Source organism: Pseudomonas sp. WSY_20, assembly GCF_043104335.1.
Lineage (GTDB): Bacteria > Pseudomonadota > Gammaproteobacteria > Pseudomonadales > Pseudomonadaceae > Aquipseudomonas > Aquipseudomonas parafulva_B.
The window spans coordinates 109,120-120,939 of the sequence record NZ_JBICKP010000064.1 but is presented as its reverse complement, the minus strand read 5'-3'; the positions used below and the strand labels follow the sequence as shown (position 1 = coordinate 120,939).

8 protein-coding genes and 3 tRNA genes are annotated in these 11,820 nt (G+C 61.5%); 3 read left to right on the top strand and 8 right to left on the bottom strand.

What is annotated here, in order from left to right; all coding sequences use genetic code 11:
* Positions 1 to 178: 178 nt before the first annotated feature.
* The 5 genes from ACF8E5_RS15845 to ACF8E5_RS15825 all read right to left on the bottom strand — a co-directional run bounded on the left by ACF8E5_RS15845 (position 179) and on the right by ACF8E5_RS15825 (position 4,897).
* Entirely contained in the window at positions 179 to 1,471 is a 1,293-nt protein-coding gene (locus ACF8E5_RS15845) for a virulence factor family protein (protein ID WP_392475516.1), read from the bottom strand.
* The gene (gene mprF, locus ACF8E5_RS15840) at positions 1,471 to 4,113 is read right to left on the bottom strand and encodes a bifunctional lysylphosphatidylglycerol flippase/synthetase MprF (protein ID WP_058604323.1); all 2,643 of its coding nucleotides are present in this window, start codon (positions 4,111 to 4,113) and stop codon (positions 1,471 to 1,473) included. Before mprF ends, ACF8E5_RS15845 begins: the two co-directional genes overlap by 1 nt.
* Before the next feature lie 259 nt (positions 4,114 to 4,372).
* A tRNA-Met gene (locus tag ACF8E5_RS15835) sits at positions 4,373 to 4,449 on the bottom strand.
* A 160-nt stretch (positions 4,450 to 4,609) separates the two neighbouring features.
* Positions 4,610 to 4,686, bottom strand: a tRNA-Met gene (locus tag ACF8E5_RS15830).
* Positions 4,687 to 4,820: 134 nt separating this feature from the next.
* A tRNA-Met gene (locus tag ACF8E5_RS15825) sits at positions 4,821 to 4,897 on the bottom strand.
* Between the two features lie 215 nt (positions 4,898 to 5,112).
* Here ACF8E5_RS15825 and dinB point away from each other — a divergent pair.
* Positions 5,113 to 6,171 carry a DNA polymerase IV gene (gene dinB / locus ACF8E5_RS15820; protein ID WP_372239215.1) on the top strand — a complete coding sequence of 353 codons (1,059 nt, stop codon included), beginning with the start codon at positions 5,113 to 5,115 and terminating at the stop codon, positions 6,169 to 6,171.
* A gap of 73 nt (positions 6,172 to 6,244) precedes the next feature.
* On the opposite strand, the gene ACF8E5_RS15815 is transcribed toward dinB, so the two are convergent.
* From ACF8E5_RS15815 to ACF8E5_RS15805, 3 genes are all read right to left on the bottom strand, one after another.
* Positions 6,245 to 7,195: a hypothetical protein gene (locus ACF8E5_RS15815; protein ID WP_058604321.1), complete on the bottom strand. Its 951-nt coding sequence runs from the start codon at positions 7,193 to 7,195 to the stop codon at positions 6,245 to 6,247.
* Between the two features lie 20 nt (positions 7,196 to 7,215).
* On the bottom strand, positions 7,216 to 8,931 hold the full coding sequence (locus ACF8E5_RS15810) for a proline--tRNA ligase (protein WP_392475515.1): 1,716 nt from the start codon (positions 8,929 to 8,931) through the stop codon (positions 7,216 to 7,218).
* 337 nt (positions 8,932 to 9,268) lie between these two features.
* On the bottom strand, positions 9,269 to 10,540 hold the full coding sequence (locus ACF8E5_RS15805; protein ID WP_058604319.1) for an OprD family porin: 1,272 nt from the start codon (positions 10,538 to 10,540) through the stop codon (positions 9,269 to 9,271).
* Between the two features lie 587 nt (positions 10,541 to 11,127).
* Here ACF8E5_RS15805 and ACF8E5_RS15800 point away from each other — a divergent pair.
* Together ACF8E5_RS15800 and ACF8E5_RS15795 are read left to right on the top strand one after the other, a co-directional pair.
* On the top strand, positions 11,128 to 11,559 hold the full coding sequence (locus tag ACF8E5_RS15800; protein ID WP_058638509.1) for an HIT domain-containing protein: 432 nt from the start codon (positions 11,128 to 11,130) through the stop codon (positions 11,557 to 11,559).
* Positions 11,549 to 11,755, top strand: coding sequence for a SlyX family protein (locus ACF8E5_RS15795; RefSeq protein ID WP_058638508.1), 207 nt, complete (start codon positions 11,549 to 11,551; stop codon positions 11,753 to 11,755). Before ACF8E5_RS15800 ends, ACF8E5_RS15795 begins: the two co-directional genes overlap by 11 nt.
* Positions 11,756 to 11,820 lie beyond the last annotated feature (65 nt).

The following is an 11,820-nucleotide window of genomic DNA, read 5'->3' as shown; positions in this document are numbered from 1 at the left end:
TCGTGCCGCGATGGGCCGCAGCGCGGCCCCGGCAATATGCGCTGCGAAGCTGAAATCTTGGGGCTGCTGTGCAGCTTATCGCGGCATGAGGTCATGCAGGGCGCTGGGTAACCCCCGATCCGCGCTATCAGTGCCGAGCGCTCGACCTGGCCCTTGCAAACTGTACGTCCAATAGCCCTCAGTTCTGCTCAGCCACGCTCGACTTGCCCTGACGCGTCTCGATCTCATCGATCAGCCGCTTGGCCAAGGCCGGGTAGTTTTCATCGAAGTGGTGCCCGCCCGGCAGTTTCAGGCGTTCGCCCACGGCGGTCTTGTCGGTGCAGCCGCTTTCGTCGCTTTCCTCCACCCCGTACACACACACCACTTTCGCAGCCGGCAGCTTGGCCATCTCAGGCCCGGTGGGTGCCTCTTGACCTTCCTTGCCCAGCCAGCCTTCGACTTCGATCTCGAAGCTGCCGCTGCGGGCAAAGGCCAGCAACATGACAGCGTCCACCCGTTGCTGGTCTTCCGCCGGCAGGCGGTTGTAGATGGCAGGCAGTACGTCTGCACCGAACGAGTACCCCGTCAGCACGAAACGCTTGGTCCCCCACTTCTGCCGGTAGTGATGCATCAGTTCGGACAGGTCGGCAGCGCTCTGCTCCGGTGTCTTGTGCTGCCAGTAGTAGCGCAGGGTATCGATGCCCACCACCGGATAGCCCAGCTTGGCCATCTCGCCGGCCACGTCGCGGTCCAGGTCGCGCCAGCCACCATCGCCGGACAAGAACAACGTGACGGTATCGGTGGTTTGACCGGCAGGTACCTCGACCACGGGGATCGCCAATGCGTTGCCATCCTGGCCCACCAAGGCCTGGGTCAGCTGTGCCTTGAGCACCTGTGGCAGATGGATGTCATAGTCGCTGATGCTGGTTTCGGCATTGCTCTGGTCGCGCACGAAGGCCGCACTGGCATCGTCCGGGTTATCGTTCCACGCCACGCTCCAGTGGCCGTGGGGCGCGGTCTTGGGCAAGGGGGCCTGGCACCCTGGCTGCTCGACCGTAAAGCCCACGGAAATGGCCCGGGCCTTGTCGTCGTTCTGGCTGGCCAGCCAGCGCCAGGCTTGGGTGGCACCCGGGCCAATGCCGGCAACCAGGGTCGGTTTGCTCGGCAACTGGGCCAGGGCCGTGTCCATGGCTTGCTGCTGCTTGGTGCAATCACCGGCAGGCAGCACCACTTGCACCAATTGCGCCTCGGCCGCCTGGGCAAGGTCCAGCAGTTGCTTGTGGGTCAGGGCCTGGTCCTGCGGTACGCCGATCGCCACCCAGGCAGTAGGATGCACGCCTGGGGTGACGCGGGTGATGCTGGCATCGTTGATTTGAAGTTGCTCAAGCTGTGCATCCGGCGCCGGGCGCGTCCAGAACCAGAACGACGTGGCGCCGGCCAGGGCGGCCAGCAGCAGGGTCAGCAACAGGTAAAGCCAAAAGCGTCGGGTCATCAGCGTTTCACCAATCCAGTCAAGCCGCCGGCAATCAGGGCGGCAGTGTCGGCCAGAGCCACCAGCGGGTCGAGCCCGGCAGGCACGGCCATGTAGCGAGGTTCCCAGTCGGGCTGGAACTTGTCCTTGAACCGGCGCAGCCCCTGGAAGTTGTAGAGTTGCTCGCCACGACGGAACACCATCGAGCCCAGGCGCTGGGTCAGGGGCGCACCGCGCCGTGGTTGTAGCCCCGAAAGCGGCACCATGCCCAGGCTGAAGCGGCCGTAGTCATGGCTTTTGTAGTGCAGGATCAAGCCGATCATCATGAACTCCATGGTCAGCTTGGGCGCCTGCGGGTGTGCGCGCATCAGGTCGAGGCTGGCTAACTCGTTGCTGTGGGTCTCGAGCAGGTTGGCAAAGGCCACAGGTTGGCCCTGGAAACGAATCAGGGCGATACGGAAATGTTGCAGATAATCCGGGCTGAAACGGCCCAGCGAAAAACCCTTTTCGCGAACGTTCTTGCCACTTAGCCATGCATCGGAAATTTCCTTGAGCTCAGCCAGCGGCGCATGGCCTGGCTCATGGATTTCCAGGCTCAGCCCGTCACGGCCGCCTCGATTCCACGTGTAGCGCAGGTCTTTCATCTCCTTGCCTTTGGCGTCGAGGTCGAAGCGGCGCAGGTCGACACGGGCTTCTTCACCCAGCTTCAAGGCGGTCAGGCCGATATCCATGTAGAACGGCAGGTTCTCCGCACGCACCTGGTAAAACACCGGTCGGGCGTGGTGCAGGTCGCACAGGTCGCGGAACTGCCAGATCATCTCGGCACGCTCCTGGGCCGGCCCGATCGGATCGTAGAGCGCTACCAGGCTGCGACCACGGCGGGCATACATCAGGAACGCGTTGTCCCTGGGATGGAACAGCAGCGCCTTGTCGCCGGTCAGGGCCAGGCCGCCATCGGGCTGGTCGGATGCCTGCAGAATGCGATGGGCACGTTGCAATTCGGCTTCATCGGGCAGGTGGATCACCGGCGGTGCGGTGCGCAGCAGCCAGGTCAGCGCCAGCGCTGCGAGCAGCAAGGCACTGCCCATCGCCGCACGCAGCCCACGGGGGGCATCGGCGTCCAGGGTGAACTGCCACCACAGCTGATGGCTGTAGGGCACATCCTGGTAGGCGAACAACAGCAGCCACACCGAGGCGCCCACCGCGCAGGCGCTGGCCACCAGGTACACCGGCGAAAACGGCAGCTCCATCAAACGGCTGGGCCGATAGAACGAGCGGCGGAACAAGGCCAGGAGCGCGGCGGTGAAGGTCAGCAGGCAGGCTTCTTCCCAGTCGAACCCCTTGAGCAGCGAGAGCAATGCACCCACCAGCAACAGCACCGTGGTCAGCAGCCACGCGGCCGACAGGCGCCGACGCAGGCCTTGGGCCAGCAGCAGGCACAGTACGCCGATCAGGCTGGCGCCGAAGTGGGAGGCATCGATCAGCCGATGGGGAATCAGAAAGCCCATGTGCTCAAGGCGGGTATCGATCTCGGGCGTGGCGCCGGAAAACAGCAGTACCACCCCGGAGAGAAATACCATGATGGCCAGGATAGGCGCTGCCAGCCCGGAGGCAGCCTTCATGGCCTGCCGCGCGAACAGCAAGCGCCGGGCTTCGTTGGCCAGCAGCAGCACGCAGGCCAGCAGAAGCGGCAGCACCACATAGATGATGCGGTACAACAGCAACGCGGCCGCCAATGGCGCAGCGCCCAATTGATCGGCGAAGGCGGCCAGCAGGATGGCCTCGAACACACCAACGCCACCCGGTACATGGCTGAGCACGCCCGCGGCCAGCGCCAGGAGGTAGACCAGTACGAAGGCACCGAACGGGGGTGCTTCGGGCAACAGCAGGTAGAGCACGGTAGCGGCGGCGGCGACGTCCAGTGCCGTGATCAGCAGCTGCAGGCCAGTAAGCCGGGCGCCGGGCAGTCGCAGCGTACGCCGACCCAGTTGCACCAGCAGGTTGTCAGGCACTGGCTGCTCGGCCAGCCGCTTGCGGTACAGGCCTACCGCCAACAGTGCGCAGGCGGCCAGGACGGCAACCGCGATGCCGGCCAGCAAGCCTTGCGGCAACCGCAGGGCAGCCGAAGCGGCGGGCAGATTGCTAAGGGTGGCCAATGCTGCGAGCGGCGGCAGTGCACAACCCAGTGAAAGGCTCGCGAAGACGGTCATGCGCGCTACCTCGCCCGCACCCACGCCTTGGCGTGCATACAGCCGGTAGCGCACCGAGCCGCCCGACAGCATGGACAGGCCGATGGCATTGCCGATGGCGAAGGCGCTGAAACCGCCCAGTATCAACGTTCGCGCAGGTAGCTTGACCCCAGCGTAGCGGCTGGCTGACCACTCGTAGCCCAGCAGAATCACGAATCCGATCACGGTCGCCAGCAGCGCGCCAAGCAGTGACTGCACCGGCACTTCGAGCATGGCATCGTGCAAGGCATAGATGTCCAGCTCGCTCAGCAGGTGGCGGCAGGCGATCAAGGCCATGGTGAACAGCACCAGCGTCACCGCCAGCCCGATCGGCTGACGATAGCGGCTTATCCGTTCAAGCAAGGGCAGGCGCTGCACGGCTCCGGGCAACGCTGTGGCCAGCGGCACCGTAGGTTCAGGGTTCTGAGCGGTCATGAATTACCCCGGGCGTCAGGCACGAGGTGAAGAAGAGGCGCGGCCAAGTGAAAGTCCCTTTGGAAAACGTATCCAATATTACTCCGGCCATGGGCGCATAACAGCCCGGCAGGGGTTAAAGATAGTTCATCCACGCAAGGGCAGCGCCAGCCGCTAATCGAAGGTGCGCCAAGGCATGCAGGCATCGCTTGCAAGTAAGGGAGGTAGAAACGAAAAACCCCGCGCGTATCGCTACGTGCGGGGTTTGTTCTGACGAATATGGTTGCGGGAGCCGGATTTGAACCGACGACCTTCGGGTTATGAGCCCGACGAGCTACCAGACTGCTCCATCCCGCGTCAGAGGTGCGCATTGTACAGCGAACGACTTTGATGTCAAGCGTTTAGGGAATCTTGTGGCCAGCGCTTGAACAGAACAGGGCGCATCCTTGGTAACCCTGGTGCCGTGAAACAGGCAAAGAAAAAGGCCACTGCGTTAACAGTGGCCTTTTCTTGAACTTGGTTGCGGGAGCCGGATTTGAACCGACGACCTTCGGGTTATGAGCCCGACGAGCTACCAGACTGCTCCATCCCGCGTCTGTGGGGCGGATTCTACAGTCTTAGCAGGTGGTGTCAAGTGCTACTCATTGATTTAACGAGGTTTTTTCGAATTGCTTTGCACGCGCGCAAAGAAAAAGGCCACTGCGTTAACAGTGGCCTTTTCTCGAATCTGGTTGCGGGAGCCGGATTTGAACCGACGACCTTCGGGTTATGAGCCCGACGAGCTACCAGGCTGCTCCATCCCGCGCCTGTGAGATCGAATTCTACGGATTTGTTTCCCCGTGTCAAGCAAATAGTGTGAAAAGCCCTTTTTGTTCAGACCTTTAGCCTTGTAGCACGTGGGCTGGGGTAGCGCGCCTACGGTGAACGCCGGCGCTGTCTAACCTATGTCCATGCTGTTTGAACACCAAACCATGCGCTATTATCTGTATGAATTTACAGTGCCTATGGTCATCCATGTCCCTGCGCAAGATCATTCACGTCGACTGCGACTGCTTTTATGCTGCCATCGAAATGCGCGACGACCCTCGTCTTGCAGGTCGCCCCATGGCAGTGGGCGGGTCGGCCGAAAGGCGTGGGGTCATCGCCACATGCAATTATGAAGCGCGTGCCTACGGGGTGCGTTCCGCGATGTCGTCCCGTCACGCCCTCAAGTTGTGCCCGGACCTGTTGATCGTCAAGCCTCGCTTCGAGGCTTACCGTGAGGCTTCTCGAGAGATACATGCCATCTTTCGTGACTACACCGACCTGATCGAGCCGCTGTCCTTGGACGAGGCCTATCTGGATGTCAGCGAAAGCCAATGGTATGCCGGCAGCGCTACACGCATCGCCGAGGACATCCGTCGGCGCGTGGCCCGTACCCTGCATATTACCGTCTCGGCCGGAGTGGCGCCCAACAAGTTTCTGGCCAAGATCGCCAGCGACTGGCGAAAGCCCAATGGCCTGTTCGTGATCAGGCCTGATGAAATAGAAGCGTTCGTGGCGACGCTGCCGGTCACCCGTCTGCACGGTGTGGGCAAGGTCACAGCAGACAAGCTGACCCGCCTGGGGATCGAGACCTGCTCGCAGTTGCGTGAATGGTCTCGCCTGGCGCTGGTACGAGAGTTCGGCACCTTTGGCGAGCGGTTGTGGGGACTGGCGCGTGGTATCGATGATCGCGTGGTTCAAAACGACAGCCGGCGGCAGTCGGTCAGCGTCGAAAATACCTACGACACCGACCTGCCGGATTTGCCCAGTTGCCTGGCACGGTTGCCGGAATTGCTGCAGAGCCTGAACGAGCGCATCGAGCGGATGGACAGCACCTACCGGCCGGAAAAGCCTTTCGTCAAGGTCAAGTTCCATGACTTTACCCAGACCACCCTTGAGCAAGCAGGCGCCGGCAGGGACTTGGACAGTTACCGGCAGCTGGTGGCGCAAGCGTTCGCGCGCGGTGGTAAACCTGTGCGATTGCTAGGTGTAGGGGTGAGATTGCGGGACTTGCGCGGTGCGCATGAACAGCTGGAGCTTTTTCCGCCGCTATAGCTCGCAAGAAAAGTGCTCAGTTGCCCGCGTTGAGCCCCTCACGGGTCCAGCGCGGGTCAGCCACAGGCGGGCGTCAATGCCCTGGATCAGCCACCAGCCGGCCAGTGGCCTTGGTCAGGGACTGCAAGAACTCCTGTTGCAACTCGGGATCGTTGCGCGTCAGCTCGATCAGGCTCTGCTCCAACTCACTGGCTTCCTCTTCAAGGCCCAGCTCGGACAGCCGCTTGACTCGGTGCACCCACTGGCTCACCTCATCATCTTCGAGGTCGTCGAAAATCAGCTCGTGAGCTTCGCGCAACTTGTTGCGCAGCGTGGCGCTGATCAACAAACTGGCGTCACCGCGCACGGCGTTGTCCTCATCGACCACTTGCAGATGCAAGGTGCCGACATGGTTGAGGTTCTGCTCCGAGAAGGGGCTGTCGAGCAGGTTCAGGCGCAGGATGCCCGCACGGTCGGTGGTCAGCTCATAAGTGTTCTTGCCGGCCTTGACCTCCACCAGGCGCTCGCTCCACGGCATGCTCGTGGCCTCTTCGCGCTTGGCTTTCTGCACTTCGCTGATACCTGCCAGGTTCTGCTGGGCGCGGCCGTTGGAAGGCACGTTCATGAACGGATTAAGGCCGTCCACGCCATAACTGAGCCAATCGTGGGTAATGCTCTGGGGCAGGTTGCCCAAGGCGAAGACGTTGACCACGTTGGCACCCACGCCTGCTACAACCGCCACGGCACCCAGCGGAATCTCGTAGATTTCCCGCCAGGGTTGGTAAGGCGTGTAGCGGTCGTAGTGGCGCGTCACCTCGAACTCGGTGACCTCGAAACGCTTCTGCTCATGTACGCGTACACGTCGTTGCGGCAGCTCCATCACCTTCGGCTCGCCAACGTCGATCTGCAGGGTGTGTTCGAGCAGTTTGCGCTCGACGCGCTCCTCGTGGTCGCTGCGCTGGGGCATCTGGTTGGCGCAGCCGCTGACGAGCAGGGCGCCGCACAGTGCGGCGCCCTTGAGCTTATAGGTACTTCGCTTGGACATGATCACTCGTGCATTGATTATCAGCGGCGAACGCGGGCCTGCAGGAAGGTCAGCACTTCTTCGAGTGGCAACACCTGGGCATCCTGCTCGGTACGGTGTTTGTATTCCAGGTTGCCATCGGCCAGGCTGCGATCACTGACGACGATGCGATGCGGAATGCCGATCAGCTCCATGTCGGCAAACTTGATGCCGGGGCTGGTCTTCTTGTCGCGGTCGTCGAGCAGTACTTCGTAACCTGCCGCCGTCAGCTCGGCATACAGCTTGTCGGTCGCTTCGCGAACCACGTCGGTTTCATAGCGCAGGGGTACCAGGGCAATCTGGAAGGGCGCCAGGGCGTCGTTCCAGATGATGCCTTTCTCATCGTGGTTCTGCTCGATGGCAGCTGCTACCACGCGGGACACGCCGATGCCATAGCAGCCCATGGACAGCATGACCGGCTTGCCGTTTTCGCCCAGAACCTGGCACTTGAGGGCTTCGCTGTACTTGGTACCCAGCTGGAAGATGTGACCCACCTCGATGCCACGCTTGATTACCAGGGTACCCTGGCCATCCGGGCTCGGGTCGCCTTCGACCACGTTGCGCAGGTCGGCCACCTGGGGCACTGGCAAGTCACGCTCCCAGTTGACCCCGAAATAGTGCTTGTCGTCGATATTGGCACCGATACCGAAGTCGCTCATCAGGGCGACCGAACGGTCGATCACGCACTCGAGCGGCAGGTTCAGCGGGCCCAGCGAGCCTGCCCCAGCACCGATGGCCTCGCGCAGTTCGGCATCGGTGGCCATGACCAGGGGGTCAGCCACCTGTTTCAGCTTGGCGGCCTTGATTTCGTTGAGCTCGTGATCGCCGCGCACGATCAGGGCGACCAGCTTGCCTTCCTCGGCGCCGCGTACGATCAAGGTCTTGACGGTCTTTTCGATCGGCAGACCGAAGTTTTCGACCAGCTGGGCGATGGTCTTGGCATCGGGCGTATCGACCAGGCGCAGCTCTTCGGTTGGGGCAGGGCGCACGGTCTCGCGCGGCACGGCCTCGGCTTTTTCGATGTTGGCAGCATAGTCGGAGCTATCGCTGAAGATCACATCGTCCTCACCGGACTGCGCCAGGACGTGGAATTCATGGGAGTAGCTGCCACCAATGGAACCGGTGTCGGCCTGCACCGGACGGAAATCCAGCCCCAGGCGGGTGAACACATTGGTGTACGCCTGGTGCATGCGGTCATAGGTTTCCTGAAGGGAAGCCTGGTCGGCATGGAAGGAGTAGGCGTCTTTCATGATGAACTCGCGACCACGCATCAGGCCGAAGCGCGGGCGGATTTCATCGCGGAATTTGGTTTGGATCTGGTACATGTTCAACGGCAGCTGCTTGTAGCTCGACAGCTCGTTGCGCGCCAGGTCGGTGATGACCTCTTCGTGGGTTGGGCCCACGCAGAAATCGCGCTGATGCCGGTCCTTGACCCGCAGCAGCTCGGGGCCGTACTGCTCCCAGCGGCCGGACTCCTGCCACAGTTCGGCAGGCTGGATGCTGGGCATGAGCACTTCAAGGGCGCCGGCGGCGTTCATTTCCTCGCGCACCACGTTCTCGACCTTGCGCATTACCCGCAGGCCCATCGGCAGCCAGGTGTATAGGCCCGAAGCCAGTTTGCGGATCATGCCGGCACGCAGCATGAGCTGATGGCTGATGACCACTGCGTCGGCAGGGGTTTCTTTTTGGGTGGCGAGCAAATATTGACTGGTGCGCATGGTTAGCCGTGTCGATTGCCTAAGACGTTGAAATAGCCCCGCATTGTACGGGGGTGAAGCCAAGGCGTACAGGATGCCCCAGGGCGTCCTGCTTGTCAGCCAAGAAAAAGCCCGGCACGGTCGCCGTAAGGCTGTTCACTCAATACCGCTGGGGCCGTTTCACGGCCCATCGCGGCACAAGGCCGCTCCTACAAGCCCTGTGAGTACCCCAACTAGGGCATCACGCGGTCAGTGTGGGAGCGGCCTTGTGCCGCGATGGGCTGCGAAGCGGCCCTAAGTGAACTGCATTACGGCGCGGTGGCCGGGCTTTTCAGGTGCGCAGCGTTGCAAGCCAGGCTTACAGGATGCTCAGCGGGTACTCCACGATCAGGCGCAGCTCGTCCAGCGATGGGGAGCCGTAGTAGACGCCATCGGAAGAACGGTAGGTGGCTTGACGAACGCGGAAGCTCAGGTCCTTGGCAGGGCCCTCTTGCATCACGTACTTGATGTCGATGTCGCGTTCCCATTCCTTGCCGTTGCTGGTGGTGCCGGTGTCGGCGCCGCTGCCACGCACGTAGCGGGTCATGAAGCTCAGGCCTGGAATGCCGTACTCGGCGAAGTTCAGGTCGTAGCGAGCCTGCCAGGACTTCTCGCCTTCGGCGTTGAAGTCGGAACGGGCCACGGAGTTGGCCAGGAACACGGTGCCGCCACCGTCGACGCCGTAGCCATAGTCGCCGTCGCCGGTCACTTTCTGGTAGGCCAGGGTGAAGGTATGGGCGCCGATGTTGTACGCACCGGACAGGCTGAACGCACGGTTGTCGAGCTTGGTCACGCCGTCTTTTTCGGCGCGCTGCAGGCCTTGGCCGTCGCTCTTGGTGTCATAGAAGTTGAAGTCGAACACCAGGCCTTGCTTGTCCGACAGCGGCAGCGCCCAGTTGACGTTGGCGTAGTATTTGCGCCAGTAGTCTTCGACCTTGGAGTAGTACAGGCTGGTGGACAGGCTGTCGGTGAAGGCATAGGTGCCGCCGAATACGTCGGCTTCTTTCAGGCGCAGGCTGTCACGGTTGGTCTGTTCCTGACCGGTCAGGCTGGTGAAGCGACCCGCGTGCAGGGTCAGGCCCTTGATGTCGTTGCTGGTCAGCAACGCGCCCTGGGCGATTTCCGGCAGCAGGCGGCTGTCGTCGGTGGCGAACACTGGCAGGGCAGTGAACTGGTCGCCGACTTTCAGTACGGTGTCGGAGATACGGAATTTAACCGCGCCGCCACCCTTGGAGTAGTCATCCTGTGCACGGCCGTCCGAGCCGTTCGGGAACAGGCCGGTGCCAGCACGGCCCTTGCCGCTGTCCAGTTTCAGGCCGAGCATACCAATGGCGTCGATACCCACGCCCACGGTGCCCTGGGTGAAGCCCGACTCATAAGTACCCACGAAGCCGAGGCCGGTTTCTTCACGGCGGCTCTGGCCGCCTTCGTTGTTGCGGAAATCACGGCTGAAATACAGCATGCGAGTTTTGACGCTCAGCTTGCTGTCTTCAATGAAACCTTTGGACTCATCCTGCGAAGAGGCCAGTGCCATCTGCGAGGACCCCGCCGAAACGGCCAGGGCGATCATGCTCCACTTCATCACGCGCATCGTGACTTGCTCCTTTGGTTTTTTTAGGAAGAGTACCGCTGCATCCAGGTGTTCTAGTTATAGGGTGCAGCTCTTTCTTGTTATGTCGGCGAAAATGTATAGCACGCTGAAGGTCGTTGGCGATATGGCGTAAAGCACTCTTGATGGAACTTTTTGGCCATGTCGCTGTCGGGCAATTCAGCGTCGCATCCGAGGGTGGTGACGCCCGGTGTGCAGGTGTTTCAGAGAGCATGCCGACTTGGGGTGAAGGCAATGCAACAAGCGTGCTCAACTTGGGCTGGCATTGATGAATTTTTCACAAAATTTTCAGGAATTCGTTTCAACCGCCGTAAACACGGGGGTTGGTCGCACTGCACCTCAAGCCCGCCCGGCCGGGCTATTCAGTTGGCTAGCTTGCTATCAAAGTCAATGTGTTACCGCAACATGTTAATGCGGTGTCAATTGTGGTGGGCTAGGGAGTCAGTTGACGTGGCGAAGCACCTTATTGGTGCGAAAAGTAGCGCTGTGTTACCGCAATTGCGCAAGGTATCCTTGCTGCCGTTTTTACCGCCACCCGTGCGGGTCGCTTTGCCTGAAGGAGGTACGCCGTGTTCGTTCTTGATCCACGCTTGCAGCAGGACACTTGGGTGCTGGGCGATTTCGCCCTGTGCCAGTTGCTGCTGAGCCGAGATGCCAACTACCCCTGGTTCATCCTGGTGCCCCGCCGTGCCGAGGTCAGCGAACTGTTCGACCTGAGCCTGGATGACCAGCACCTGCTCTGGCAGGAAACCACGCAGCTTGCCGAGGCGCTCAAGCGCAGCTACGGGGCTGACAAGATGAACGTGGCGACGCTGGGCAATGTGGTCAGCCAAATGCACATGCACGTGATCGTTCGCCAGCTCGATGATGTGGCCTGGCCTGCACCGGTCTGGGGCAAATGCCCGGCCGTGGCCTATACCGACGCACAAGTACAGGCGATACGCGCCCGCGTACGAAATCTACACCTCGAAGGTTTCCAGGAGGCCGCCGATGTCGCTTGAGCCGAGAATGATCGAGCTGGAAACGCGCCAGGCATTCCAGGACGACACCCTGCAGGCGCTCAACGATGTGGTGGTCGAGCAAGGGCGCGTGATCGAGCGGCTGCAGTTGCAGATGGCCGAGTTGATCAAACGTTACGAAGAGATAGCAGGTCAGTATGGCAGCGAGGGTGAAGAGGCGCCGCCGCCTCACTATTGATCATCTGGTCCTCAGGCCTGTCGCACCCATGGGCGAAGCGACAGGCCTGGTTTCAACGTGTTGAA

Excerpts from the sequence above, each read along its gene's own strand:
- ACF8E5_RS15845 (WP_392475516.1), bottom strand. The coding sequence starts at position 1,471 with ATGACCCGACGCTTTTGGCTTTACCTGTTGCTGACCCTGCTGCTGGCC.
- mprF (WP_058604323.1), bottom strand. The coding sequence starts at position 4,113 with ATGACCGCTCAGAACCCTGAACCTACGGTGCCGCTGGCCACAGCGTTG.
- ACF8E5_RS15815 (WP_058604321.1), bottom strand. The coding sequence starts at position 7,195 with ATGTCCAAGCGAAGTACCTATAAGCTCAAGGGCGCCGCACTGTGCGGC.
- ACF8E5_RS15810 (WP_392475515.1), bottom strand. The coding sequence starts at position 8,931 with ATGCGCACCAGTCAATATTTGCTCGCCACCCAAAAAGAAACCCCTGCC.
- ACF8E5_RS15805 (WP_058604319.1), bottom strand. The coding sequence starts at position 10,540 with ATGCGCGTGATGAAGTGGAGCATGATCGCCCTGGCCGTTTCGGCGGGG.
- ACF8E5_RS15795 (WP_058638508.1), top strand. The coding sequence starts at position 11,549 with ATGTCGCTTGAGCCGAGAATGATCGAGCTGGAAACGCGCCAGGCATTC.